Origin of the sequence: Pseudomonas sp. PS01298, from assembly GCF_029959745.1 — a bacterium.
GTDB lineage: Bacteria > Pseudomonadota > Gammaproteobacteria > Pseudomonadales > Pseudomonadaceae > Aquipseudomonas > Aquipseudomonas aylmerensis.
In genome coordinates this window covers 14739-40869 of sequence record NZ_JASCPP010000020.1, presented here as the reverse complement: position 1 = coordinate 40869, position 26131 = coordinate 14739, and the positions used below count along the sequence as shown (strand labels likewise).

The following is a 26131-nucleotide window of genomic DNA, read 5'->3' as shown; positions in this document are numbered from 1 at the left end:
CTCATCAAACTGTGGGAGCTGGCAAGCCCACTCCCACAGAGGCCCCAAGGCATGGCTCAGGCCCCCAAGCCTATGGAGATCAAATGTGGGAGCTGGCTTGCCTGCGAAGGCGGTGTGTCAGTCGACGAATTAGTTAACTGACCCACCGCCATCGCGGGCAAGCCCGCTCCCACAGGGGGATCCTGGTATGACTCGGGATCCCGGGTGTATGGAGATCAACTGTGGGAGCTGGCTTGCCTGCGAAGGCGCTGTGTCAGTCGACGAATTAGTTAACTGACCCACCGCCTTCGCGAGCAAGCCCGCTCCCACAGGGGGATCCTGGTATGACTCGGGATCCCGGGTGTATGGAGATCAAATGTGGGGGCTTGCCTGCGAAAGCGGTGGATCAGCCACCGAATGTATCAACTGACGGATCGCCTTCGTGAGCAAGCCCGCTCCCACAGGGGGCTCAAGGCATGGCTCAGGCCCCCGGGCATATGAAGATCAAATGTGGGAGCTGGCTGGTGATTTCATCCAGTCTTGGCCACGCCCACTCGCCACTGCGCCGGGGGCAAGGTTCCGTTTACCAGGTAATTTCCCACGATCCGCGATTTGTAGACGCGCGGGTTGTGGTTGGCCAACGTGCGCGCGTTGCGCCATAGCCGGTCCAGTGCCTTGTTGCTGGCGGTGGCGCTGGCGCCCAGGGCGTCGAATAGCGCGGTGGTCGCTGCGAGTGTGGCATCCACCACCGGGTTGACGGCCAGGCACACTTCCAGCTCGGCGAGTGCCACCTGTGGGTCGTCGTCATGCACGGGCTGGTCGTGGGCAATCACATACTGCGCGGTGTGCTCCAGGCGCTGCGCCGCCTGTTGGGCGATGGCCTGGGCGGCGTAGGCCTGGCTGGCGACTTCGCCGATCACTTGCAGCAATTGCACATCCTGGCCGGCGACATCGGCATTGCCCGTGGTGAAAGTGCGGGCGCGTTGGCTGAGTTCTTCGGCGCCACTCAAGGCCGCGCGGCGGGCAATGCCGGCGAGGGTGCTGAGGTGATAAAGCTGGAAAAACGACTGCCCATGGCCAAAGCGCTGTTGGGTGGGGCGCGCCTCATTGTCCAGCACCGGCGCGCTGTCGAAGATGCAGGTGCCGCTGGCGGTGAGGCGTTGGCCGAAGCCGTTCCAGTCATCGACGACCTGCACGCCGGCAGCCTTGAGGTCGACAACCACGCTGTAGGTCGTGCCGTCTTCGCCGGTTGCAATCGTGTTGATCAAGTCACTGTAGAGCGCGCCCGTGGTGTAGAACTTGCGGCCGCTGATGCGCAAGGTGCCGCTTGCGTCGCGGTGCAGACGGGTTTCGAAATCGCCACGGGTCTGGTTGCCGACTTCGGTGCTGCCGGGAGAGAGCAGCGCGCCCTCGCCGAGACGGTCGAGCCACTTGGCGCGCCAGGCGGGGTCTTTGGCGCTGAGTACATCTTCGCAAAAACCAAAATGCCCCCGCAGGGCCTGGGTGATGTTGGAGTCGGCGGCAGACAGTTCGGTGAGCACGGCGAGCAGCTCAACCAGGGTCGCGCCGTGACCGCCATGGCTTGGCGGCAGGCGCCAGCGCGGCAGGCCCAGGGCGGTGAGTTGCTGGATCACACCGGCCAGGCTGGCACGCGTCTGATCGTGCTCGGCCGACTGCGCGAGGATGTGGGCGAAGAGTGGGCGCAACGGTGCGGCCAATTGTTCGTAGCGGGCAGACGGCGGTGCGCCCCAGATAGGCAAGGCAGAATTGGACATGGGTTGACCTGGCGGTGCCTGCGCGTGGACGCGTCGGGCTGGAAAAAAAGAGTCAGAAGCACGGGGCCAGTGGTCTGGTGACGCCACCCTAACCCAGCGGTGACGAGGTTTTTAATACGAAAAATTGCTATCGAACTGCGGGCTGGTTCTATCGGCGCGACGGGAAACAAGCACTCACAGAATCGCCCGGCCCCATGTACCGGGCGTGAACTAGGATTTTTTCTTCGGGGAGCTCTGCGCAGCTTGAAAAATCACTAGCATCGGCAGGGAGTAGCCAGTAGGCTACATGTGAATCTGTGACCAACATAATCGGCAGGACGCCAGAGTTTGATACATGGCTGGATGGAATGGGGGACGTTTGTGGAAAAGTGGCGGTTCTGACTCGGTTGGATCGCGCCGAAGACAACAATTTTGGTGATTGCGAGCCTGCCGGTAACGGCCTCAGTGAAATGCGTATTTTTGTCGGGCCCGGCTACCGGATCTACTTTGTCCGCACGGGCATCACCGCCTACTTGATGCTGTGGGGCAGTGACAAAACAGACCAGCAAAGAGGCATCAAGCGCGCCAAAGAGATTCTGGATGCCCTGAGAGGTTAACCAAATGAGCAATTCGACATTCAAGCCAGAGGACATGCCGATCCTCGATCTGGATACCTCCGGTACCCAGGTCTATGAAGCTTCGCGCTTCCTCGACAGCCCTGAAACCATCAGTGCTTACCTTGCGCAAAGCATGAAGTCGCAAGACCCGCAGATCCTCATGAAGGCGCTTGCCGAGGTCGCCAAGGCACAAGGTGTGAACAAGGTTGCCGCGGCGGCGGGAGTGAATCGCGAGAGTCTGTACAAGACGCTCAAGGGCGGGTCTAAAACGCGCTATGAGACCGTGCAGAAACTGATGCTGGCGTTAGGCGTGGAGCTGACGGTGCAGCCGATCAAGCGAACCCACTCGGCGAAGTGACCACGATCACCGGTGGGAGCTGGCTTGCCTGCGATGGCGATGGGGCAGGCCACCTCAGAGTTGCTATCGCAGGCAAGCCCACTCCTGCATTGAGCGGGCGTGTGAGTGCCTAGCGCACCAGGCAGGGTTGCTTGTTGTTGAAGCTCCAGCCCGGGATCAGGAACTGCATCGCCACGCTGTCATCGCGCGCGCCGAGGCCCATGCCTTTGTACACTTCATGGGCCTTGGCCACGGCGTCCATGTCGATGTCCACGCCCAGGCCGGGCTTGGCGGGCACCTTCACGTAGCCCCCTTCGATTTTCAATGGCTCGTGGGTCAGGCGCTGGCCGTCCTGCCAGATCCAGTGGGTGTCGATGGCGGTGATGTCGCCCGGTGCGGCGGCGGCCACCTGGGTGAACATCGCCAGGGAAATATCGAAGTGGTTGTTGGAATGCGAGCCCCAGGTCAGGCCCCACTCGTTGCACATCTGCGCGACACGCACCGAGCCTTGCATGGTCCAGAAGTGCGGGTCGGCCAGCGGGATGTCCACCGATTGCAGCTGGATCGCGTGGCCCATTTCGCGCCAGTCGGTGGCGATCATGTTGGTAGCGGTCTTGAGGCCGGTGGCGCGGCGGAATTCGGCCATGACTTCGCGGCCCGAGTAACCGCTCTCGGCACCGCATGGGTCTTCGGCGTAGGCGAGCACGTGATGCTGGTCGCGGCACAGGCGGATGGCTTCTTTCAATGACCACGCGCCGTTCGGGTCAAGGGTGATGCGAGCGTCGGGGAAGCGCTCGGCCAGTGCGGTGACGGCTTCGATTTCTGCGTCACCGCTCAGCACGCCGCCCTTGAGCTTGAAATCATTGAAGCCGTACTTGGCTTTGGCCGCTTCGGCCAGGCGGACTACGGCCTCCGCCGTCAGGGCTGTTTCGTGGCGCAGGCGGAACCAGTCATCATCGGCCTCGGCCTCGTTGCGATATGCCAGGTTCGTTGCGTTGCGGTCGCCGATATAAAACAGGTAGCCGAGCATTTTCACCGCATCACGTTGCTGCCCTTCGCCGAGCAAGGCGGCCACCGGCACCTCCAGGAATTGACCCAGCAGGTCGAGCAGCGCCGCTTCCATCGCCGTGACCGCGTGGATGGTGATGCGCAGGTCGAACGTCTGCAGGCCGCGACCGCCCGCGTCGCGCGAGGCAAAGGTGCTGCGCATCTGGTTGAGGATGCGCTGGTACTGCCCGATCGGTTGGCCGATCACCAGGCTGCGCGCGTCCTCCAGGGTTTCGCGGATACGTTCGCCGCCGGGCACTTCGCCCACACCGGTGCGGCCGCTGCTGTCCTTGAGGATGACGATATTGCGCGTGAAGTAAGGCCCGTGGGCGCCGCTCAGGTTGAGCAGCATGCTGTCGTGGCCGGCCACGGGGATGACTTGGAAGTGGGTGACTACTGGGGTATTCATGGCACGTTCCTGGATAAGGTCAGAGAGGTTTGCTGATGGCTGCGCCCACGGGCACAGCGCCGGGCGAGGCCAGTACGGCGGACGGTGAGGTCTTGGCAAAGAACACCAGGATTGCGGCGAGCACTGATGTGCCTGCCAGGCCATACAGGCCGCCCTGGATCGAGCCGGTGGTCTGTTCGAGGAAGCCGAAGGTGGTCGGTGCGACGAAGCCCCCCAGGTTGCCGATGGAGTTGATCAGCGCGATCACGGCTGCAGCGATGCGCACATCCAGATAACCCTGGGGGATCGGCCAGAACAGCGAAGACGCCGACTTGAAACCGATGGCCGCAAAGCAGATCGCCACGAAGGCGAAGATCGGCCCGCCGGTGGTGGACATGAACATGCCGGCAGCGGCAATCAACAGCGCGGCCGCGACCCAGGCCTGCTGGAACTTGAACTTGCTCGACAGCGACGCGAACGCGTACATGGCGATGATCGAGATCAGCCACGGGATCGAGTTGAAGAAACCGACCTGCACATCGCTCAGGTCGCCCATCTTTTTGATGATGCTCGGCAGCCAGAACGTCGCGGCGTAGATGGTCAGCTGGATGCAGAAGTACAACGCGCAGAACAGCAGGATCTGGCGATCCTTGAGCAGCTTGCCGAGCGTCGGCTTGACCGTGGTCAGGGCTTCACGCTCGCGCTGTTCCTGGTCGATGGCGCCGACCAGTGCGTCCTGTTCTTCGCGGGTCATCCATTTGGCGTCGTGGGGGTTGGAGTCGAGCCAGAACCACACGAAGAACCCCAGCGCCACGGAGGCCAGGCCTTCGATGGCGAACATCCATTGCCAGCCGTGGAAGCCGAACCCTTCGATCTGCAGCAGCGCGCCGGAGAGCGGGCCCGAGATCAGCGAGGCCACCGCCGAGCCGCTGAGGAAAATCGCGATGGCTTTACCGCGCTCCACACCCGGCAGCCAGCGCGTGAAGTAGTAGATCACCCCAGGAAAGAACCCGGCCTCGGCCACGCCCAGCAAAAAGCGCAGGATGTAGAACTGGGTTTCGTTCTGGATGAACGCCATCAGCGTGGCGACGATGCCCCAGGTGAACATGATGCGGGTCAGCCAGATGCGCGCGCCGACCTTCTGCAGCAGCATGTTGGAGGGCACTTCGAAGAGCGCGTAGCCGATGAAGAACAACCCGGCACCCAGGCCGTAGGCCGCAGCGCCGATGCCGAGGTCGTGCTCCATGTGCGTGCGCACGAAGCCGATGTTGACCCGGTCGATGTAGTTGAGGATGAACATGATCACGAACAGTGGGAGCACGTGGCCCTTCACTTTGCTCACGGCGCGCGCGAGGACTGAATCACTTTCTGGAGTGGCAGATGCATGGCTTGAATTGTTCACAATTCAAAACTCCCCCTGATTTATTTTTATGCGGGTTTGCGTGTCTTGTTGATAGACATCATACAAGTGATTTTCCGGAGGCTGCAATGCGGTCGTGAGTGAATTTGTTCTTATAAGGCCGATGATCGACCAGTTATTTTGGTTATGTGCCAGTGTTTACTTGGCTTTTAGAGGATTTAGGTACCCAGGAGTGATGCGGGCGCCTGACGCTGGTGGTGATGCGTGAGTTAGCGGCTAAGATTGGTTGTCATACAAGCTGGGCCGAGACAAATCAACCCAGCCCTGTCGCCGGGCGGGATGTTAAGCTCGCACCAGCCCAACCCCGTGGACCTGCAACGATGCCGATTGATAGTGGAATGCCCGTCCGTAGACGCTCCAACAACCTTGCCCAAGGCGTGGTCGACGCGCTGACCCAGCGCATCCTGCTCGGGCAGTTGAAGCCCGGTGAAAAGCTGCCGTCGGAATCCACCATCGTCCTTGAGCATGGCGTGAGTCGCACCGTGGTGCGTGAGGCCATTTCCAAGCTGCAGGCGTCGGGGCTGGTCGAGACCCGCCATGGCATTGGCACCTTTGTGCTGGCGCAACACGCCCGCCAAGGCCTGCGTTTGCACGTGGACACGGTTGCCAGTGTGCGCAACATGCTCGAGTTGCGCCTGGGCCTGGAGGTGCAGGCGGTTGCGCTGGCCGCGTTACGCAGGACCGACGAACACCTGGCGCACATGCGCACTGCGCTCGACGATTACCAGGCATCGCTGGCGAACAACGACAGCTGCGTCGAAGAGGACAAGCGTTTTCACCAGTTGATCGCCGAGGCCACCGGCAATACCTTCTTCACCGAAATCATGCTGCACCTGGGCAATGCGATGATTCCGCGCACCCAGCTCAAGGGCGATGAGCGTGGCGGTGCGGACTTTGCCCAACTGGGGCAGTTGGCGAACCTGGAGCATGAGGCGATTTTCAACGCGATCAAGCGCCAAGACCCGGACGCTGCCCGCGCCGCAATGGTGCTGCACCTGACCAACAGTCGGGATCGGTTTTCGGGTGAGTAATTTTGTGTTGATAAGGAACAGCTGTTGAACCCACATACATTGTCCATGCGCCTGGAGCGCGTGGCGGCGAACGTGCCCGCTGGCGCGCGCCTGGCCGATATCGGCTCGGACCACGCTTACCTGCCAGTCGCGTTGATGCGACGCGAGTTGATCACCGCGGCGGTAGCGGGGGAGGTGGCGACCACGCCGTTCCATGCGGCTGTGCGCACTGTGCGTGAGAATGGCCTGGAGCAGCACATTACCGTGCGCCTGGCCGATGGGCTGGCGGCGATAACGCCGGCGGACCAGATCACCGCGATCAGCCTCTGCGGCATGGGCGGCGAGACGATTCGCGACATCCTGGAAAGTGGCAAGGCGCACCTGAGCGGCCGTGAGCGCCTGGTCCTGCAGCCCAATGGCGGCGAGCAGCCGTTGCGTCAGTGGTTGATGGACAACGGTTACGCGATCCTCACTGAAGAGCTGCTGCGCGAAAACCGCTTCTACTACGAAATCATTGTGGCCGAGCGTGCCCCGCCGGTGAGTTATACCGCTGAGCAGCTGTATTTCGGCCCGCTGCAGATGCAGGCGCGCAGCCCGGAGTTCCTGGCCAAGTGGCAGCGCATGCTGCGCCAGAAGCAGAAGACCCTGGCCAGTTTCGAGCAGGCGCGGCAGGCAGTGCCGCAGGAGAAGGTGCAGGAGGTTGCGCGGCAGGTGCGGTGGATAAATTCGCTGCTGGCTTGATGCGTTTTGGTCGGCGCCGGGCCTGCTGTCGGTGGTGTTCTTGCGCAGGCTGGCGCCAGGCCGGGCTCCTACGCGGGCGGGGGGTATGGTTCAATGGCGGCCATCATTCACTTATCCTGGACATCCGCCATGGCAGACGCCACTGACCAAGCCTTCTATGACCGTGCAGACGCGCATATCGAATTGTCGAACGAGCAACTCAAGACCTGTGAAAACCTCGGCGAGGTCAGCGCCTCGATGATGTTCGGCACCACCCGTTTCAATGCCTGGGCGAGTGCGCGCAACTTCAAGTCCGGTGCGGAAATGGCCGAGGCGCGCGAGGCGATGTTGAAGTATTTCTGCGATCAGTACCGGATGATGCTTGAAGATAACCTCGACGATCACATCAATAATTTCAGCCAGTACATGCTGGTGAAATAGCTCACTGTTACAGGTGTGCCCAGACCTTGAGTGCTTTTGCCCCATTTTCGCGCACACCTCACCTGCCTTCGTGCGTCACACCGTCTATTTCGGGGCATGCTCCCTGCGGCCCGTATCTTGCTAGTGCCTTCCCAATCAATGACATGGCATTTTGCCGTTAGTCATTTCAAGGCTTTGCCCACCGCTGTACGCGTGGGTTGTTTTTGGGGAGTAGTCGGACATGCACAGCCTCTTGTCACCCGGTATCCGCCTGCTCGGGCGTTTCGGCTTTGCGCGCAAATTCCAGATCCTGTTTTTCCTGTTCATGCTGCCCCTGGCGGGCAGCCTGTGGATGATTGGGGCGGACTATCGCGACAAGTTAACCGTGATTTCCAGCGAGCAATCCGGCGTTCGGCAACTGCTGGCCCTCGATGCGCTGGATGCCCAATTGACCGCCCAGCGCAACCTGGCGGCGCGCTGGAAGGCCGCGGACATCCTGCACGCCCCCACCCCCGCGGCGAAGGCGGCGATGGACAAGGTCGATGCGAATTTCCCGCTGATCCTGCAAAGCCTGCAGGCCCTGGGCGAGTCGCTGAAAAGCCAGAACGCCAGCGCCGACACCCTGGCGCGCTTCGAGGCGCTGCAAGCCACCGTCAAGGGCATGGACTCGCAATCGCTGCGCACCGTGGGCTGGTGGCCGGACGGATATGACCGCTTTACGTCGGCCCTGACCGCGATGCAAACCCTGCGCGAGCAGATCACCCTGGACGCCGGCCTGATCCTCGACCCATGGCTGGAAACCTATTTGCTCATGCAGATTTCCACCCAGCACAGCCCCGACCTGATCGAGCGCATCGGCCGCATGGCCAGTGTCGGCCAGTCGTCCATCGCCTCGGGGCAGTTCACCCTGCAAAGCCGTTTGCAGATGCGCGATTTGCGCGGTCGTATCGGCGATGCGCGCGACCAGTTGGTCAAGGCCGCGGCGTCGCTCAAAGCCAAGCAATACGCCGGCCTGGAGCCCTGGACGGCGCAATACGACAACAGCCTGCAACAGCTCGATAACCAGCTCAAAGTCCTCGACGACGGCGTGTTCGGCGGCACCATCAAGCTCGATACCGCAGCCTTTGAGGGCAGTGTCGACGCGATGCTCGACGGCCTGGGCGCGCTGCGCAACCAGTCGCTGATGTCGCTGGACGCGCGCCTCGGTTACTACCGCGACCGCTCGCTGCAAAAATTCGTTCCGGTGGCCGCGACCTTCAGCCTGCTGGCATTGGCGGCGCTGTACCTGTTCATCTGCCTGCAGGCTTCGATCCGCCGCAGTGCCAGCGGCATCACCACGCTGGCCGAATCCCTGCGCGACGGCAACCTGTGCGTGGAAGTGGCGGTGGAAGGGCGCGACGAACTTGCCGCCATCAGCACCGCGCTCAACGTCGCGGTGGTGCAGTTGCGCACCAGCCTGCTGGGGGTCAACCATGAAACCCAGCAGCTCGGTTCGGCGGTGCTCACCCTCAATACGCAGTCGGGCAGCACCCTCACCGAGGTCGAGGACCAGCAACAGCAGATCAGCCAGATTGCCGCAGCGGCCACCCAGTTGGCCGCGACCTCAATGGGCGTCGCCAAGAGTTGCGAACAGGCCTCGGGCAGTGCCCAGCAGACGCGGCGCATCGCCGAGGACAGCAGCCGCGACAGCCAGCGCACCACGGCTAGTATCCAGCAGCTCAACCAGCGCCTCACCGACACCGCCGATGCGCTGGAGCAAGTCAGCCAGCAGGGCCAGCAGATTCAATCGGTGGTCGACACCATTCGGGGCATCGCCGAGCAGACCAACCTGCTGGCGCTCAACGCAGCGATCGAGGCCGCGCGCGCCGGCGAACAGGGGCGCGGCTTCGCCGTGGTGGCCGATGAAGTCCGCAGTCTCTCCCAACGCACCCAGGCCTCGACCGCACAGATCGCCGGCACGGTGGACAGCCTGCGCGCCACGGTCAGCCAGGCGGTCAACCTGATGGGCGCCGCGTGCGAACAGGCGCTGACCGATGCCGAGTCGGTCACCGGGCTGGGCACGCGCCTGGGCGAAATCGCCGGCGCAGTGCAGAACGTCACCGACACCCTGGCGCAGATCGCCACGGCGGTGGAGGAGCAAGCGGCGACGGCGGATGAAGTCAGCGGCAATATCCAGCAGGTCGACCAGGCGGCAGGGCGCTTGCTGGACGGTGCGCGTGCGGTCAATCGCGCGGCGGACACCCTGAGCAAAGGCAGCCAGGCCTTGAGCGACAACACCGCGCGGTTTCGCCTGGCCTGATCCGGTGTGGGGGCGGGCTTGCCCGCGAATGCGCCGGGTCAGCCACCGCCTCCGTCACTGACCCGCCGCGTTCGCGAGTAACCCCGCCCCCACGGCACAGCAGCGGTATTTTCAGCCCCCGGTTATGTTCGCCACCTGAACCTTCGGTGGATACAGGGCTCACTTGTTAGGTCGCCCTGTTCCCTTGCCGAAAGGAATCCGCATGCCTGCAACCTCGCCAACGCTGCCTCCGTGCGGCCCTGTCGAACGCGAACTCAGCCTGCGCGCCGTGATCACCGGGAGCGTGCTCGGTATCCTGCTGACGCCCTCCAATGTGTACGCCGGGTTGAAGATCGGTTGGTCGTTCAACATGTCGATCATTGCCCTGCTGGTCGGTTATGCCATCTGGCAGGGCCTGGCCCGGCGCACTGCCGAGCCACTGCCGTGGACGCTGCACGAGAGCAATATCAACCAGACCGTCGCCTCGGCGGCGGCGTCGATCATCTCCGGCGGGCTGGTCGCGCCGATCCCGGCCTACACGCTGCTGACCGGAAACCAACTGGACGCACTGCCGATGATCGCCTGGGTGTTCTCGGTGAGCTTCCTGGGGATCTGGATCGCCTGGTACCTGCGGCCCTCGTTGCTGAATGACAAGGCACTGAAGTTCCCCGAAGGCATGGCCACCCTCGAAACCCTCTTGCACATCTACAACCACGGGCGCGAGGCCGCGACACGCTTGAAGGTGCTGCTAGGCGCCGCGCTGTTGTCGGGGCTGGTGAAGTGGGTGGACACGTTTTGGTGGGCGATCCCGCGCTGGGCGCCGAGCGCATCGCTGGAACGCCTGACCTTCACCGCCGACCCGTCGTTACTGCTGGTGGGGTTTGGCGGCATCATCGGTATTCGCGTGGGCCTGACCCTGTTGCTGGGGGCCTTGCTCGCGTGGGGCGGCCTCGGCCCTTGGCTTTTGGCGCAGCACCTGGTGACGTTGCCGGCCGACAGCAGTGGCCCGCAGTTCGCAGCGTAGGTGGAGTGGTTGCTGTGGCCGGGCGTGAGCCTGATGGTGTGTTCCACCTTGGCGTCATTGGCGATTCGCTTGTGGGCGTTGCGCGCCGCCACCCAGGCGGCGGGCGGGCGCACCTGGAGCGTGCCCCGGCCAGGGCCGGCTGCGGGGTTCGTGTTGTCGATCGTATTGGTCGTGTGCCTGCAGGCGGTGTTGTTCGGCATCAACCTGTGGATGGCATTGTTGACGATTCCCTTGGCGATCTGCCTGGCCGCCGTGGCCGCGCGGGTGGTGGGCGCCACCGGCATTCCACCGATCGGCGCCATCGGGCAGCTGTCTCAATTGAGCTTTGGCATCGTCGCCCCCGGCCAGGTGCCGATCAACCTGATGAGCGCCAACACCGCCGGCGGCTCGGCCGGGCAATGCACGGATCTGATGAACGACTTCAAGGTGGGCAAGGCGATTGGCGCCACGCCGCACAAGCAGGTGATCGCGCAGATCCTGGGGATCTTCATCGGCAGCATCGTCGGGGTGTTCGCCTACCTGGCACTGATTCCGGACCCGCACGCCATGCTGCTGACCGAAGAATGGCCGGCGCCGGCGGTCGCCACCTGGAAAGCCGTGGCGCAAACCCTGACCCATGGCCTGGAGTCACTGTCCACCAGCATCCGCTGGGCGATTGCCATCGCGGGCCTGGTTGGCGTACTGCTAGGCATTCTCGACAGCACACTGTCTACCCAGCGGGCGCGCTACCTGCCCAGCGCTGCTGCATTGGGCCTGGCCTTTGTGTTGCCGGCGTCGGTGTCACTGATGATGGCGCTCGGCGCCATCATCACCTGGCTGGTGAGCCGCCGCTGGGCGAGCCTCACCGAACGCTTTGCCATTACCGCCGCCGCCGGGTTGATTGCGGGGGAGAGCATCACCGGCGTCGGCGCGTCGTTATGGGCCATGGTGAATGGCTGATCACGCCTGTCTAGCGCTGTTGCAGGGCGATTTTCAGCCCCAGGCCCATGAACAGCGTGCCGATGATTTTGCCTTCCCAGCGCCGCAGTCGGGCCAGGCCTTTGATCATGCGGCTCAAGGGGCGAATCGAGAGTGAAATCAGGCTGGTGTAGACCGCGCTGAGTCCCGAGAAAATCAGGCCCAGCACGGCGAACTGGAGCAGGGACGAGCCGGATTGCGGGTGGACGAACTGCGGCAGGAAGGCCAGGAAGAAAATCGCGGTTTTCGGGTTCAGCACCTCGGCGCCCACCGCCTGGAAAAACGCCTGCGTCGGCGTCACCTGCGGCAGGTCTGCGCGTGCGTAGGTGCTGGCCTTGGCCATGAACGCGCGAACCCCCAGGTAGATCAGATAACAGGCACCCGCCCATTTCACCAGATTGAACGCGGTGGCAGAGGTCATCAGGATCGCCGACAAACCCAGGGCCGCGCCGAGCGTATGGATCAAGTCGCCCGTGGCCACCCCCAGCCCGGTCGCGATACCGGCCTTGCGTCCGCCCTGGACGGTACGGGTGATCACCAGCAACACGGCAGGACCGGGGATCAGGAACAGGCCGATGACCACGGCTATATAGGTGATGAGCGCGGTGAGTTCAAACATGGCGAGCTGTCCAGGTGAAGGCAAGGCCCTCAGTTATCCTCAGGTTTGGCATGAATGCAATACTGTTTGATTCAGGGCACTCCACGGCGACGGCGTAGTCTTGTTCTAGACACCCCTCACTCTCGTCCTGCGGAGCTTGCCATGATCACGGTCCACCACCTCAACAACTCGCGCTCACAGCGCATCCTGTGGCTGCTCGAAGAACTGGGCCTGCCTTACGAGATCAAGCGCTACCAGCGCGACCCGAAAACCAACCTGGCGCCGCCGGAACTCAAGGCCATCAACCCGCTGGGCAAATCCCCGGTGATCGAGGACGGCGCGCTGGTCCTGATCGAATCCGCCGCGATCATCGACTATCTGATCCGCCGCCACGGTGCAGGCCGCCTGCAGCCCGATCCTGCCACGGCCACCTACGACAAGTACGTGCAATGGCTGCACTTCGCCGAAGGCTCGGCGATGCTGCCGTTGATGCTCAACCTCTACGTCGGCCGCCTGGGTGAGGCGGGCGCGCCGTTGCACCCACGGATCGAGTCGGAGCTGGTCAACTACCTGGGCTATTTGAACGATGTGCTGGCGGATTCGCCTTACCTGGTAGGGGATGAGTTGAGCGGCGCGGATATCCAGATGAGCTTCATCGGTGAAATCGCCAAGGCCCAGGGCAAGCTCCAGGCCTACCCGAACCTGGCGGCGTGGGTGCAGCGCTTCCAGGCGCGACCTGCGTACCGCAAGGCGGTGGAGCAGGGCGGCGAGTACGCGTTTGCCAAATAAACTCAGCGCAGGCGAGGCCTATCCGCCTCGCCCCTGCCTTATGTCCAGCGCTTTACTGCGGCGCTAATGCCTGGCCTGCAAACCGCTTCAGCGAAAACGCCGACAGGTCCAGGTCGCTCGAACCGCGGATACACCACTGCGCAAATGCCTCGCCCAGTGCAGCCGAGTGCTTGAAGCCGTGCCCCGAGCACGGCGACACCACCAGGGTGTGCTGCAGCGTGGGGTGCTGGTCGATGATGAAGTGGTGATCCGGCGTCACCGTGTAGGCACACACCGCCGACTTGACGACTTTGGACGTGACCCCGGCAATACGGCCTCGTACCTGCTGCGCATACATTGCCTGCTCCTCAGCGGCCGAGACCGTGCGGTCGAGTGTTTCGGGGGTGGACGCGGTGTGGTACTGCGCCGTGGCAATCTTCAACGTGCCCTCGCCGGGCAATGCCGGGAAACCGTAGTTGGTATTGCCCTCACCCTGGCCGTGCGTGAGGATGTAGGTCGGTGATTTCCCCACCAGGTCGGCCCCCGGCTCAAGCTCGAACCAGAACAGCTGTTGCCGATACACCTTGAGCAGTTGATCAAACGGCGCGCCAAGCAGGCCGCCGGCCCAGTTGCCCGCACTCACCACCAACTTGTCGGCCTGCAGCGTGCGCTGGTCGGTGGTCACGGTGACGCCGTGCTCATCCGCGCGGATAGCGGTCACGGTCTCGCCCTTATACAACGTGGCGCCGTGCTGTTCAGCCAACCGGAGCTGCACCTCGATGCAACGCTCTGGCCGCACAAAGCCGCCGCCCGGTTCGTAATAGCCGATGGCGCTGTCCGCCACGTGGGCGAATTGCGCAAAGCGCTGGCGAATCTGCGCCGCGTCCAATACTTCATGTTCGATGCCGTAGGTGTTGGCCAGGCCAATGGTGCGCAAGGTGAAGTCCGATTCATCGCTGGGGTCGAAATCATCGCGGGAGGTCAGTACCAGCAACCCGGATTGTTCGAACAATGCCTCCCCCGACGCGGCCTCAAGCTCACGCCAGATACGGTGCGAGTTGCGCACGATGGGCACGTACTGCGCGCCTTCACCCACCGACAGCCGCGTGATGCGGGTGTCGCCATGGCTGGAGCCGAAGGTATGGGGCGGATGATGACGGTCGATGCCGGCGACCTTTACCCCGGCTTTGGCCAATTGGTACACGGTGGCGGCACCCATGGCGCCCAGGCCGATGACCAGCGATTCATAACGTTCCACTGTCGATACTCGCTAGAGAGGGAGGGCGCTTAGTTGAGGGCAACGGCGGCTAAAACACAATGGGGGGCGGGGTGTTTCAGGCCGGTCAATGTGCGCTTGGGCGAAACCGCGCAACGTTTTTGCGAGGTGCCGAGCTTTGCGTTGCCGGTGAAGGGCTCACCGGCAACCGATAACGCTGCCGGTCAGCGCACCACGTCCAACGCGGTAATTTCATTCACATAGTGAAATTCGCTCGACGTCGATTCCAGCGTCAGCGCGACGCCCAGGTCCTCGATGAAGGCGCGCGAAGTTTTGTAGTCGCCCTGGTCGCACGCGAGCCGGATGGCGTCCCCGGTCAGCGTGGCAAACACCTGGCTCGCCGGGAAACGCTCGCCGACCTTGCAGGTCAACGTCGTGTCGTGCGGTTTGTCGGTGGGCTTGGCCGGCACATTGACCATGCTCAGGTGAGCGGTCAGCGTCTGGCCCGGCGTCCAGCTGGTCGGCAGCTTCAGCTCGGCTGTGCGGGTTTGCAGGACCCGCCCGTCACCCACGCCGTTCATCTTCGATTTCAGCTGGATCAGGTCGGCCTGCATCAGGCGGTCGACGTTGAAAACCGGCCCGTAGACCTCGTTCTTCACCAGCAGGCCGCCCTCGGCCTTGAGCGTCACCGACGTCGGCGAATCCTCGCTGCCGTCGCCCTTCTTGGACAGGTAGGTGTAGCTCAACGTCTTGAACTTGGGTTGCAGCAGCGGCGAGTCGAGGCGTTGCAGCACGGCAGCCGGCACCTCGACATCGCCGAGGCTGGTTTCAACCTGGGTACGCGGGTAGTCGACCGGCGCGATGTCCGGTCGCAACATCGCCAGCAGCGCCGCGTTGACGCCGCCCTGCACCGAACAACTGATCCGCGACCGTGTGCCTTGCTTGCCTTCCGGTTCGATGATCAGCACGCGCTCGACATTGCGCGTGCCCGGCGCCTTGCCTGGCTGGGGCTTGATCGAGCGCCAGCTGTTGCCGACCTTGAGCTCGCTGCGCGTGTATTCGTGTTCGCCTTTGAACAGGAAATTCGGTTGGTCCAGCAACGGCGCCAGGCGCTGAGCCACCTCATCGATATTGCCCTGCGCAATGAAGCCCCAGTAATAGTAGAGCCCCAGCGGGCCGAGGTCGGCGACCTCGTCGTTATAGGCCAGCAGTTTCAACCCGGCGATCGGCGGCGCGCTGACCGGCACGGCGTTGGCGTTGCGGTTGGTGCGATCTTTCACCGCGATCCAGGTGTAGTTCTTTTCCTGCTTGAGCGGCGCATAGGCCTGCCAGGCATCGCGATGGGTGTTCAAGCTGCTGAAGAAACTCGCGTCGCAACGGGCGAAGGCCTTGAGCGTGTCGGTCAGGGCGGCGTCATCGGCGTGGGCGAAGGACGGTGCCAGCAGGGCGCAGGCGAGGACGAGGGCGGACGCAGGCAACTTCATCGGGCGGGATTTCCGTATCGAGGCGGGGAGCTGGGCATTATCCAGAAATTGAGCGCCAGCGCAGTCAAAATGTAGGCGTTGTCGAGCGTGTCGCCTTTCAGCCCAGGCGTACACGCCAATCACCGCCGTGCTGCAGGCGGCATTCTTCTTCGCTGTCAACGCGTACGCAGCGGTCCAGGCGCACCGCGCCAGCTTCGGCAGCGGCCAGCGCAATGCCGGTCAGCTCACGCAGGCGCTGGTCAGTGCCGGCGGCGAGGGCCTGGTCTTTGCTGGCGCGGGTGTCGAACACCCAGATCACCCGCAGGCTTTGGGGGAAGGCGGCGTAGTCGACGGTGTGGGTCAGCCACTCGAAGCCGCGGATTTCGGCTTTGGCGGTTTCGCAGGCGTCGGTGAGGGTGGCGACGAGGCGGCGTTCCAGGCGCGTGGCTTCGCGTGGGGTCAAGGGCATGCGGGGCTCCGGGATGTCATGTGTTTTTCACGAGGAGGTCCCAGACTAATGGGCTGGTTGCATTGTGCAAATCCATTTCAAGGAAAACGCCCCTCATGGACGACGCTGTTACCTATCGACTTGCCACGCTCGATGACGCACTGAGCCTGTGTGAACTGGGGCAAGTGCTCTGCGACGTGCACCATGCTGCGCGGCCCGATATCTATGCGGCGCCCACCGAGGATTTTTCGCGCGATCTTGCCCATTGGTCTGGCCGGTTCGAAAAGGCGGGCCAGGTTGTCTTCATCGCGCATGCGGGCCTTGAGGCCGTGGCCTTTATTACCGCCAGCCTCTCAGCCAGCAGTGGGCCGCTGATGCAGCCGCAGACTGTCGCGCGTGTAGGCTCGGTGTGCGTAGCCGAAGCGTATTGGGGCCAAGGTATTGGGCGCCACCTTATGGGCCTGGTTAAAAACTGGGCGCTCGACAATGATGCGCAGGATTTGCGCCTATCGGTGTGGTCGTTCAATGAGCGTGCCGTGCGCATGTACACCGAGTTGGGGTTTGAGAGGCGTGCGCTGGAGATGGGAATGCGTCTGTAGCGCGGGCCGTCGACTACACCGGCGCCCTTAATGCGCTGATGATGAACGCGTGCAGGCTATTCACCGCCTTGGACCCGCGCGAGGCGCGGCTGCGCAGGATCGAGACTTCCATCGGCGCGATAGTGCCCAGGCCATGCTCGGCGCTCAACACCTGCAGTGATGGCTGCACGGTGCACTGGGTGATCGCGGCAATCGCAAGGCCGCCCTCGACGGCGGCCACCTGGCCGGCGAGGCTGGAACTGTTGTAGACCACCTTGTATTGGCGCCCCTGCTGGGCCAGTGAATTCACCGCGTAACGCCGCGCCAGGCTTTCACTTTCGTAGACCGCGATAGGCAGCGGGTCTCGGCGCCACAGTTCGAACTGTGGCGAGCCCACCCACACCATCGGCTCCCTGAACAGAAAGGTGCCGCTGTGGGACGAGTCACGGGACACCAGTGCAAGATCAAGATCGCCGCTGCGTAGACGCGGGATCAGCGTGGTCGACTGCTCACAGGTGAGTTCGATTTCGACCCCTGCGTAGCGCGGCGAAAAACGCTTGAGCACCGGTGTCAGGTAACTGGCGGCGTAGTCCTCTGCAACGCCGAGGCGGATGCGTCCGGTCAATGCCTCACCGTTGAAGGCCGCCTGGGTCTCGGCGTGCAGGGCAAGCATGCGGCGCGCGTAGCCCAGCAGCGTCTGGCCGTCATCGGTGAGTTGCAGGTGCCGCGGGCCACGGTTCAACAGCGGGCGCCCCAGTGCGGCCTCGAGTTTTTTCATCTGCATGCTGACGGCGGACTGCGACCGGTTAACCTCCTGGGCAGCGCCAGAGAGCGACCCCGCGTCCACCACGGCGACGAAACATTTGAGCCAATCAATCTGCAGATCGCTGGACGGCATTGCACTTACCTGTATTCGTTAATCGAATGGCTGCGACGTGAATAATGCGCTTTTCAGGGTGATTGTTCACTCGCAAGATAGGCGCTTGCCCCCTATTTGCAGGATCTGATCATGCCATTCGACACGTGGCTGCTGTACCTGGTGACCTGCTGCGGCATTGCCGTGGTGCCAGGACCCAATGCGTTACTGGTGCTGACCCATGGCGCCCTTCACGGCAGCCGCAGGACGTTGTTCACCATCAGCGGCGGCGTGCTCGGCTTTGCCCTGGTGCTGACGCTGTGCGCGCTCGGCCTGGGCGCACTGATCAAGGCCTCGGCCACCTGGTTCACGGCCTTGAAGGTGGTCGGCGGGCTGTATCTGATCTGGCTGGGGTTTGGCCTGTGGCGGTCGCCGCCGGTGAGCCTCGAGGCCACTGCGACACCAAGCCTGCGCCGCTGGCCGTTGTTTCGTCAGGGGCTGGTTTCGGCCCTCTCGAACCCCAAGGCATTGCTGCTGTTCACCGCGTTTATCCCGCCATTCCTCGACCCGCACCGCAGCATCATCGCGCAGACAGCCGCCATTGCGCTGACCTACGCCGTCGTGGAGTTCGTGGTGGAATACCTGGTCGCCAGCGCCGCGCACCGAGTGCGCCCTTGGCTGGCCCGAACCGGGCGCCGCTTCAATAAAGTCTGCGGCGGTTTTTTTGTGCTGTTCGGGCTGGCCTTGCCGGCGCATAGCTGAAGGTCGTGGCCTTAGAAGTTGTCGCCCCATTTGCACAACGTGCTGTCGCCCAACGGTTCGAAGCTGAACGAGCGTGTGCCCACCTGCATTCTCTTGAGGATCACCGCGCAGCTACCAAGCCCGGCCGCCTGCAGTTCGTAGTCCGCGCCAGCAACAGGCACAAAAGTGAACATGTTGTAGCAACGATTGCCGATGTAATGAAACGCGATGGGCTGCCCGGCGGGCACCAGCAGCTCGCTCTCCACGGTGGAGGGTAACTGCACGGCGGTGGGCTGCATGCCGAGCTTTTCACCGTTGCGATCAGCATAGCCGTCGCGCTGCGCCACCATCACCCCCGCGCCAGGCAGGCGAAAGTTGATGCAGTCCGACTTGGGCACGGCGCGGACCATGCCGTCGCTGATCACTCGCACGCGGGCAGTGTCGCCGCTGGTGGGCGATGAGTAGGGCGTGGAGAAGGAGCGGACATCCGTCAGCGCTCCACACCCGCTGAGCAATGCCAGCAGGCTGATTCCGACAAGCGAGTTAAGCGCGCGCGGCGATGTGTACATGAGGTGCTCCCTGCGGATTGACGGTCAAGAACGCCCTTTTTTCAGCGCAAAAGGGCCAGCGCGAAAGTGGCTGCACACACAGCCGCCATTGTGTACCAGGCCCGGTCGGCTTATTGCCCGGCCTGGCTGACAGGGGTCACGTTGCGGGTGTGATAATCGCCCGACGCGTCCTGGATGCAGTAATTGGGGGAAATCGGCTTTTCCTCGCCGGCTTTCAACTCAACCACCTCATTGCGGCACGTTGTCTTGAATGTTTGCGACTGGAATGCCTGCCGGATTTCATAGTCGGCGCCTGCGCGTGGCACAAAACTCACGGGCGCTGAAGAGCAACTGGACCCGGACGTGACGAACGCCACAAACGCGATCAGCGGCTGCCCGGCCGGGACCACATGTTCATCGAAGTACCTGCGCGTCTCATCGATCTTCGCGCTGACCGGGGAGGGAGGCATGCCGATGACATTGTTCTGGTAGTCGGAAGGCCACATGCCGAAGATATCGCCGCTCTGACCGCTGGGCACGATACGCGAAGGATTCCATCCTTGCGGCCGCTCGCGGGCGGCCAGCGCTTTTACGTAAGTGTCGTTGAAATACTGCTCGCAGCTTTGGCCGGAGACAAAACCTGCGTAGGCCCCTTGCCCGCTGATCAGGCGGATGCGCGCCGTACTGGCGGGGTCGTACTTGGCCATCTCGGCCGGGTCCTGGACATCGGTTTTCTTGAAGGTGCAGCCCCCGACAGCCAACGGCACGATGAGCAACAGCCCCAGGCGTGCGATGACAGTGCCCAAGCCGGTATGAATTGATGAGCGCTTGCTGGCGTCCTGCTTCATTATTTTCTCCCTGTTAGTGGCGCAACCTTGGTGATGACGGGGTTTGGGCAGGCGTTTGCCTTCAAAGTTCGCAGGCTCGCATTGGATTGGGCAAAGAAAGCCGGGCGGCTGCCTTTTCCCCCTGCCGATGTGTCGCGCTTACAGTTCGCCCTGTTATTCTGATTCAGCAATCCGGGGTGTAGATAAGATGCCATACGGCATTAAGCGACAGGAATGTCGGCTAATTGATGGTTAGGGAAAACTGAGTATGCGTCGCTTAATAGCCCATGGGTTTGTGTTTGTCAGCATTGCGATACTCTGTTCCGGCTGCACGTCTTATTCGTCCCAGCCGACAATCAACGCACACGCTGAGCCCGAAACAAAAGAAATCATCTCCAGCTTCAGTTACGCAATAAACTCCCCCTGGAAAGCCAGTCGCTTCGGCAAGGACGCCTACGCAGCGACACTCAAGGTTATTCCTGATGCACAGGAAACGAGCTCCAGCCTTGCCGCCCCGAGCCTGCCGGCATTGGAAATAAAGATCTCGGAGTTTTCATCTGGCGGCGCGTGCGGACAAGAGTACTTGACGGGCCTGAGCCTGGGCTAGATCCCCAGTTGGTGTACGCGGACAAACCTTTTCAAGTTTGATTTTATATTGAATAAGGATCAGCGCTTTTGCAGGCAGAAAACCTACTCGATCAACTCCACGTCGTTTTCACATCTCACCATGATTCCGTTTGCACTCTTCAATACGGACAATCAGCCATTGACGCTCTATCAGGCGGCGCTTAAAGATTTCCTTCGGACAGGTCAATGTGCGACGCCTTGAGCGGCTGCGGCTACGAGAGGGGCTCATACCAAGAGTTGGGGCGTTCGAAATCAGGTGACCGCCAGCTTCTGGCCGATACGCCCGGCTAGCCATCAGGGGGCATTGATGAAGTCAGGTCAGGCATATCCCGGCGGAAGGCGGGTTGCCACTTGCTCCCAGCATCTTCTGATTTCTTTAATAATGCTGCTGTCACCCTGTTTTTTCGTAGAGACCTCACACACCGACAAATGCTCTAACAGCCACTCATCTGTCCAGCCCGCCCATTCACCTGCAATGGATTTGAGGTTTGCTTCAAGTACCGGGAAAACTTCACCCCATAGGATGCTGTGAATTTCCTGGGGCGAATAGCCTGTTTCCACGACTACGCGAGCGACATAGTCAAACGTCAAGTCGGTGATCTCTGTATCGAGGAAAAACTCTGAAAGTGCCTGCCAGATCTTCAGGCGGTTTGTGTCGACAGTTTCCATGCAATATCCCGAAGCTGGACGGCGCCTGGAGGGCAGAAGGTAGAGTAATCGAAAAAGCGTTTGACAGATATTCGCCGTCAGGACGGGCTGCTTTAGACACAAAGCGGCTTGTCGTGAAGGGCAGCAATCGGCCAGAAGCAGACACTCAAAAAGCGCTCTGAACGATCAGGCTCTCATGTCATGAAATCATTCAGCTGTCGTACCATAGACACATCGACAGAACGGAGGTTGATATGGGAGATGGTCAGGGCAAACGAGTCGTTGTCATTGGTGCAGGCATCGTGGGCGCGTCATTGGCGTATCACTTGGCAGGTAAAGGCGCGAATATCACCGTGGTCGAGGCTGAAGGCATAGCTTCGGGAGTGACTGGCAGTTCATTCGCTTGGATTAATACCTCGCACCCCGACCCTGACCCAATTGCGCAACTGCGCGGTTCTGCAATCAAGGAGTACCGCCGACTCGAAACGCAGCTGCCTGGCCTGAAGATAAGATGGACAGGTGCCTTGTCTTACAGCGTGACGCCGAGTGGAGCGCTGCCGATCCCCGGTAACGATGCTTCGGCAAAATTGGTGTCTCGATCCCAGATTCTCGACCTTGAACCAAATCTCAAGACCCCTCCTCAGTCGGCTTTATATGCGATTGAAGAGGGGGCGCTGGATGCAGTGACAGTTACACATGCGTTAATCGCAGGTGCCGAGGCATATGGGGCGAATGTTCTCACTCAGACGCGAGTGCTTGGGTTTGTAACCCAGAATGGAAAGGTGACCGGAGTCGAAACAACAAAAGGCATCATCGATGCCGACATCGTCGTATTGGCAGCCGGGACAGGCATCACGAAGCTGACAGAGATGCTTGAGGTGTCCCTGCCAATAGAGGCCTCGCCTGCCATTTTCATCCGTTACAAGTCACAACCCAACCTCGTGCACACCCTAATCTCCAGCCCTGAAATGGAAGTGCGGCAAAGTTCAGATGGTGCGTTGCTGGCGGCAGAAGATTACCTGGACGACACCATGGACAATCAGCCAGCAGCGATAGCGCTTCGAACTGCCAAGGCAATCCAGAACCAGCTCCATGGTGTTGTTTCCATAGAACCAGAATGGGCTTGTGTCGGACTCCGGCCCATGCCTGTCGATGGCATCCCCGTGATCGGTTATCTACCAAAAGTGGGCGGCGTGTATGTGTGTGCAATGCACCCCGGAATTACTTTGGCGGCGGTAGTGGGACGCCTTGTCAGCGAGGAAATCATCGATGACAAGGCGTCCAGTGCCCTTTGCCCATGCCGCCCCGATCGATTCTTCCAAGCGTAGGAGATCCTTTTGTGAGACAGCAATCGGTCAGAAGCGGCCAGGCTAATGCCCCTAGCAAAACCAAAGACGACTCGATTTGGTGTCGCTAAAACTGTCAGTGAGCTATCCCTATGCGGTGTTGTAGAACTACGGGGAACCCCATTTTTCACATAACCCTTAAGGAGATAGCATAATGCCGTTACTCTTCGCACCCTCGTAGCCGCTAGGAAGTAGAACCATGGCAAAGGAATCATTTCACTACCTTGACAAGGATAGTGGCTCACTGTTTTCGGCTGCGTTGAAAGCAGTAACCGACCAGGGTATGAAACTGAAATTCACGGACCGTGCAGGTGGTGTCATCAGTTGTGATTCAAAGTGGAGTATGAAGAGCTTTGGTCAACAAATTAACCTGACAGTAACCACAGCCAACCCCGGGGCTAGATTGACCATCAACACAATTTGTGGTCAAGCATATGACTGGGGTGAAGGAAAAAGTCTGATTCAGAAGATCAAGGTCACCGTCGATGCTCATTTTGAAGCGATGGTAAATGCGGAAGCCGCGAACCTCTCCAGCTCCGTTGCAGCGCCAGTGGCTGACGTAGTCAAGGAGGGGCAGGCCCAAGCGCTTTCATTGCGTGAATCAGGCATCCGGCGACAAAAGAGCAGCCGCACTCAGCTTTTCTGGCTGTCTCTCGCTGGCGTTGCCGCCGGCGTTGCTTCTATTTACTTTCGCCCAAATAGCTTCGCGGCACTTTGGCCATTGGGGCTCGGCACCGCTGGGCTTGCGGTCTGGTATGTGTGGGGAATGTTTGTACCAAAACAATGTGTGCGTTGTGGTAAGCACACCGTACGCTGCATAAGCTCAACCGATACGCTACTGGGTGTGCGTAGTGAGCAACGTAGCGTGACCAACTTGAACACTCGTCAGACCGAATGGGCTCGGGTAACTGTCAGTGACATGGAAAATCGGTCAGCTTACCGCTGTATGGCATGCAAGCATGACTGGATTGAAACACACCAATACAAAAAGGATGGTGGTTAAGTTTCTATAGCCGTAGGCGAGAGGCAGCTATCGGCCAAAAGCAGTCAGTCATACGTGTCAGCTTAACCAGTGCTGGCTCAGTCTCTGGACTAGCAATGTCATTTTAGTAGCGTTCGCCTTACGTTGTACTATAGAGTCCAAGCTGGTTTCGCACGATAAATACAACAGTTGGAGCGCGTGTGTATGGCAGAGGGAAATTCTCTTATCAACCTTGGTGATATTTCGAAGCCAGCTACGGTTTTGATCGAGAAAGTTAGCGCCGCTGTGGGAGTTGTCTTTGAACCGCGTCGCTTGAAGCGGATGGCGCGTGCAGAAGTTGAAGTGGAAAAGATCAAGGCTCTTGCTAAGATTGAGCTATCTGATATCGAGCAACGCGCAATTGACCGTTTCGTGTCGCAAGAGGCACGAAAGCAAGAGAACATTGAGAAAATTACAGCACAAGCTGCGGCCTCCCTATCCCCTGATGCCGATGTTAAGGCTCTTGAGGAGGATTGGGTTGCCCATTTCTTCAAGCAATGCGATACCGTTTCAGACAAAGAGATGCAGACACTTTGGGCCCGACTTCTGTCAGGAGAGGCTTCGAAGCCCGGGACATACTCCAAGAGAACTGTGGAATTCATTTCTACCATGGATAAAACAGATGCTGAACTTTTTACGAGGCTCTGCACGTTCGTCTGGATGATTGGTGCTCCCACATTAGTTGTACTAGATACCGATCACGAGATATATCAAAAAAACGGAATCACGTTCAATGCCCTCAAGCATTTGGATTCTATAGGGCTCATTTCTTTTGAGTCTATGAGCGGGTACTCACGTCTTAAAATCCCCAAGTACTGCACTTTTTTCTACTATGGTCGACCGACAACATTGGAATTTCAGAATGATGAGAACAGCCTTCCTATAGGCAAGGCTCTGCTGACTAGTATTGGTCAGGAACTCGTTTCACTTTCTGGTTCAAACAAGAGCGACGAATTCTACGACTATGCTCTCGGTACTTGGCAGGAGCAGAACATAATTCTGTCGACTCCACTCGCATGGAAAAAATAGTTTGCTATGTGTTTTCAGCCAAAACTGTTGGCCTCAATGATTTTAAGGAATGAGCCCGCCCGAGATATACTAGTGCGGACAAGGAAGTTTCAAACACATGGGTGATCGAAAAGACACTTATTGATCTCTTCGAGAATGGCCAAGCGTCAAGGCTAGAGGTCAAGCAACAAGCAGTTCCCCTGCTGGCATTTCTTTATAATGATACTCATAGTCGGAAATTCAAAAGCAATTTCGCGCCCTGAGTGCTAAAAATGCTTCCTAAGCCCACGTCCAACCGAGCTCTGCGCGATAAGCGCAGCTCCGGTGAGCTCTACGTTAGCGTCCGCTTAGGTCCGACAGTGACCTGATGCGAGTGGCTTCTTTTGGCCGTTAGTAGTCCTAGTGATAAGCGAGCATGCATTTTTTATGGTTTGGGCTATACCTCAATGGCCACATTGCATAGGAGGCGACCATGAGTAAAGACCGAGATAGGACAATATCTAGGCGATCCGACGGAACCTGGGAAAACAAGCGCAATGACGCAGGCCGCGCATCTAGCGTCCATGACACTCAAGCGGAGGCCCAAAAAGCCGCTCGCGAGATGCTCAAGAACCAAGGGGGAGGCGAGCTGACGACGAAGGGCGTTGATGGGCGAATTCGCGACAAAGACACGGTAGCTCCTGGTAATGACCCAAATCCGCCGAAAGGCTAAATCTAGCCCCATCACGGGGCTTTTTTGATTTGCGAGCCAGCGTATTTGCTTGGAAGGTGGTGACCGACTCCACTGACTTAGCGTTGGGCAATTTCTACCCTCGGCCATTGAAAAGTGGCGGGGGAGTGAGTTAATAGAGAATTAGTATTGACCGCTCTTACGACGTCAGGAATTGGCGGAATTCAGCAATGTCGCTCTGGTAGACTGAAGCTTGCTTTTTGATCCAGGCGTCAAACCTGTCAAGGGTTATGATCGCCACAGGGCCAAGCTGCCTCTTGATGATTTCAAGGTCTAGTCGTTCATGCTTAATCGATAAGCGAATGAAATCGAAGTAATTGAGCATCAGGGATACTGAGCTACGGAGTTCGGGGTCGTTCTCTACCTTTTCAATTACGGCATCGGGGCTCAGTTTGCTGGATTCTTTGCCAAGCGCCACGCTGAGCTTTCGAGCTGCTAGGAAGTGAGGGTCATCCCATTTTTCGATCAGGCGAAACGTTTCTTCCAGCTTGTCACGCTTGCTTTCTGCAGCTGTTCGATTGAGCACATCCTTGGACTGCCTATAACTGATGTAGGTTGCGAGCATGACGCCGGCTGCAGCCAGCATTGTCGCACCCAATTCCACCATCTTTATCAGGCGCTGCCCTTCAGACTGGTTGATCCAGACCGACGTTTGACCCGCACCGATCATGGCTACAATAACAATAATTAATAGCCAAAAAACCGAATCATTTTTTGGTTGAGGATTTTGCGAGTTCATTTTTCTCGAGTCCAACGG

General features: G+C 60.2%; 26 protein-coding genes and 1 pseudogene. 15 read left to right on the top strand and 12 right to left on the bottom strand.

Translation table 11 applies throughout. The features are described 5' to 3' along the window. Positions 1 to 509 precede the first annotated feature (509 nt). Positions 510 to 1754: an acyl-CoA dehydrogenase family protein gene (locus QMX97_RS10325; RefSeq protein WP_282396860.1), complete on the bottom strand. Its 1245-nt coding sequence runs from the start codon at positions 1752 to 1754 to the stop codon at positions 510 to 512. Positions 1755 to 2050: 296 nt separating this feature from the next. Here QMX97_RS10325 and QMX97_RS10320 point away from each other — a divergent pair, with 296 nt between their 5' ends. Together QMX97_RS10320 and QMX97_RS10315 are read left to right on the top strand one after the other, a co-directional pair. Then, on the top strand, positions 2051 to 2350 hold the full coding sequence (locus QMX97_RS10320) for a type II toxin-antitoxin system RelE/ParE family toxin (protein ID WP_282396859.1): 300 nt from the start codon (positions 2051 to 2053) through the stop codon (positions 2348 to 2350). Between the two features lie 4 nt (positions 2351 to 2354). Beyond that, complete coding sequence (locus QMX97_RS10315) at positions 2355 to 2708, top strand: addiction module antidote protein (protein ID WP_106803138.1); 354 nt, start codon at positions 2355 to 2357, stop codon at positions 2706 to 2708. Between the two features lie 109 nt (positions 2709 to 2817). On the opposite strand, the gene gudD is transcribed toward QMX97_RS10315, so the two are convergent. Then, entirely contained in the window at positions 2818 to 4143 is a 1326-nt protein-coding gene (gudD, locus tag QMX97_RS10310; protein ID WP_106803139.1) for a glucarate dehydratase, read from the bottom strand. Between the two features lie 19 nt (positions 4144 to 4162). Continuing rightward, a complete protein-coding gene (locus QMX97_RS10305) occupies positions 4163 to 5524 on the bottom strand; it encodes an MFS transporter (RefSeq protein WP_106803140.1) in 1362 nt (453 codons plus the stop codon). Positions 5525 to 5862: 338 nt separating this feature from the next. Here QMX97_RS10305 and QMX97_RS10300 point away from each other — a divergent pair, with 338 nt between their 5' ends. From QMX97_RS10300 to QMX97_RS10280, 5 genes and pseudogenes are all read left to right on the top strand, one after another. Continuing rightward, on the top strand, positions 5863 to 6573 hold the full coding sequence (locus tag QMX97_RS10300; RefSeq protein WP_065904421.1) for a FadR/GntR family transcriptional regulator: 711 nt from the start codon (positions 5863 to 5865) through the stop codon (positions 6571 to 6573). Between the two features lie 24 nt (positions 6574 to 6597). Beyond that, the gene (locus QMX97_RS10295; RefSeq protein WP_282396858.1) at positions 6598 to 7293 is read left to right on the top strand and encodes a tRNA (adenine(22)-N(1))-methyltransferase TrmK; all 696 of its coding nucleotides are present in this window, start codon (positions 6598 to 6600) and stop codon (positions 7291 to 7293) included. 129 nt (positions 7294 to 7422) lie between these two features. After that, positions 7423 to 7713, top strand: coding sequence for a DUF3144 domain-containing protein (locus QMX97_RS10290; protein WP_065904424.1), 291 nt, complete (start codon positions 7423 to 7425; stop codon positions 7711 to 7713). Positions 7714 to 7933: 220 nt separating this feature from the next. Then, a complete protein-coding gene (locus QMX97_RS10285) occupies positions 7934 to 9991 on the top strand; it encodes a methyl-accepting chemotaxis protein (RefSeq protein ID WP_282396857.1) in 2058 nt (685 codons plus the stop codon). A gap of 202 nt (positions 9992 to 10193) precedes the next feature. Beyond that, positions 10194 to 11933: pseudogene (locus QMX97_RS10280) on the top strand (OPT family oligopeptide transporter). A 10-nt stretch (positions 11934 to 11943) separates the two neighbouring features. Here QMX97_RS10280 and QMX97_RS10275 read toward each other — a convergent pair. After that, positions 11944 to 12570: a LysE family translocator gene (locus QMX97_RS10275; RefSeq protein WP_282396856.1), complete on the bottom strand. Its 627-nt coding sequence runs from the start codon at positions 12568 to 12570 to the stop codon at positions 11944 to 11946. 141 nt (positions 12571 to 12711) lie between these two features. On the opposite strand from QMX97_RS10275, the gene QMX97_RS10270 reads away from it, so the two are divergent. Continuing rightward, positions 12712 to 13338 (top strand): glutathione S-transferase, encoded by a 627-nt coding sequence (locus QMX97_RS10270; RefSeq protein ID WP_282396855.1) that lies wholly within the window; start codon positions 12712 to 12714, stop codon positions 13336 to 13338. A gap of 52 nt (positions 13339 to 13390) precedes the next feature. Here the strand turns inward: QMX97_RS10270 and solA are convergent, their stop codons facing one another. From solA to QMX97_RS10255, 3 genes are all read right to left on the bottom strand, one after another. Then, a complete protein-coding gene (gene solA, locus QMX97_RS10265) occupies positions 13391 to 14575 on the bottom strand; it encodes an N-methyl-L-tryptophan oxidase (RefSeq protein ID WP_083221397.1) in 1185 nt (394 codons plus the stop codon). Between the two features lie 182 nt (positions 14576 to 14757). Further along, positions 14758 to 16017 (bottom strand): hypothetical protein, encoded by a 1260-nt coding sequence (locus QMX97_RS10260; protein ID WP_282396854.1) that lies wholly within the window; start codon positions 16015 to 16017, stop codon positions 14758 to 14760. Positions 16018 to 16114: 97 nt separating this feature from the next. Then, entirely contained in the window at positions 16115 to 16465 is a 351-nt protein-coding gene (locus tag QMX97_RS10255; RefSeq protein WP_282396853.1) for a hypothetical protein, read from the bottom strand. A gap of 95 nt (positions 16466 to 16560) precedes the next feature. Here QMX97_RS10255 and QMX97_RS10250 point away from each other — a divergent pair, with 95 nt between their 5' ends. Continuing rightward, the gene (locus tag QMX97_RS10250; protein WP_120449219.1) at positions 16561 to 17043 is read left to right on the top strand and encodes a GNAT family N-acetyltransferase; all 483 of its coding nucleotides are present in this window, start codon (positions 16561 to 16563) and stop codon (positions 17041 to 17043) included. Positions 17044 to 17056: 13 nt separating this feature from the next. On the opposite strand, the gene QMX97_RS10245 is transcribed toward QMX97_RS10250, so the two are convergent. Then, on the bottom strand, positions 17057 to 17920 hold the full coding sequence (locus QMX97_RS10245) for a LysR family transcriptional regulator (protein ID WP_282396852.1): 864 nt from the start codon (positions 17918 to 17920) through the stop codon (positions 17057 to 17059). A gap of 111 nt (positions 17921 to 18031) precedes the next feature. Between QMX97_RS10245 and QMX97_RS10240 the strand changes: the two genes are divergently transcribed. Continuing rightward, the gene (locus QMX97_RS10240; protein WP_106803149.1) at positions 18032 to 18640 is read left to right on the top strand and encodes a LysE family translocator; all 609 of its coding nucleotides are present in this window, start codon (positions 18032 to 18034) and stop codon (positions 18638 to 18640) included. An 11-nt stretch (positions 18641 to 18651) separates the two neighbouring features. On the opposite strand, the gene QMX97_RS10235 is transcribed toward QMX97_RS10240, so the two are convergent. Together QMX97_RS10235 and QMX97_RS10230 are read right to left on the bottom strand one after the other, a co-directional pair. Continuing rightward, positions 18652 to 19188: a hypothetical protein gene (locus tag QMX97_RS10235; RefSeq protein WP_282396851.1), complete on the bottom strand. Its 537-nt coding sequence runs from the start codon at positions 19186 to 19188 to the stop codon at positions 18652 to 18654. 110 nt (positions 19189 to 19298) lie between these two features. Next, complete coding sequence (locus tag QMX97_RS10230; protein ID WP_282396850.1) at positions 19299 to 20015, bottom strand: hypothetical protein; 717 nt, start codon at positions 20013 to 20015, stop codon at positions 19299 to 19301. 247 nt (positions 20016 to 20262) lie between these two features. On the opposite strand from QMX97_RS10230, the gene QMX97_RS10225 reads away from it, so the two are divergent. Next, complete coding sequence (locus tag QMX97_RS10225) at positions 20263 to 20601, top strand: hypothetical protein (RefSeq protein WP_282396849.1); 339 nt, start codon at positions 20263 to 20265, stop codon at positions 20599 to 20601. 338 nt (positions 20602 to 20939) lie between these two features. Here QMX97_RS10225 and QMX97_RS10220 read toward each other — a convergent pair whose 3' ends face one another. Beyond that, entirely contained in the window at positions 20940 to 21290 is a 351-nt protein-coding gene (locus tag QMX97_RS10220) for a hypothetical protein (protein ID WP_282396848.1), read from the bottom strand. A gap of 233 nt (positions 21291 to 21523) precedes the next feature. Between QMX97_RS10220 and QMX97_RS10215 the strand changes: the two genes are divergently transcribed. From QMX97_RS10215 to QMX97_RS10200, 4 genes are all read left to right on the top strand, one after another. After that, entirely contained in the window at positions 21524 to 22597 is a 1074-nt protein-coding gene (locus tag QMX97_RS10215) for an FAD-binding oxidoreductase (protein WP_282396847.1), read from the top strand. Between the two features lie 217 nt (positions 22598 to 22814). Next, the gene (locus QMX97_RS10210) at positions 22815 to 23618 is read left to right on the top strand and encodes a hypothetical protein (protein ID WP_282396846.1); all 804 of its coding nucleotides are present in this window, start codon (positions 22815 to 22817) and stop codon (positions 23616 to 23618) included. Positions 23619 to 23801: 183 nt separating this feature from the next. Next, complete coding sequence (locus QMX97_RS10205; protein ID WP_282396845.1) at positions 23802 to 24665, top strand: DUF2806 domain-containing protein; 864 nt, start codon at positions 23802 to 23804, stop codon at positions 24663 to 24665. A gap of 451 nt (positions 24666 to 25116) precedes the next feature. Then, positions 25117 to 25356 (top strand): DUF2188 domain-containing protein, encoded by a 240-nt coding sequence (locus QMX97_RS10200; RefSeq protein WP_282396844.1) that lies wholly within the window; start codon positions 25117 to 25119, stop codon positions 25354 to 25356. Between the two features lie 157 nt (positions 25357 to 25513). Here the strand turns inward: QMX97_RS10200 and QMX97_RS10195 are convergent, their stop codons facing one another. After that, the gene (locus QMX97_RS10195) at positions 25514 to 26113 is read right to left on the bottom strand and encodes a hypothetical protein (protein WP_282396843.1); all 600 of its coding nucleotides are present in this window, start codon (positions 26111 to 26113) and stop codon (positions 25514 to 25516) included. Positions 26114 to 26131: the final 18 nt, after the last annotated feature.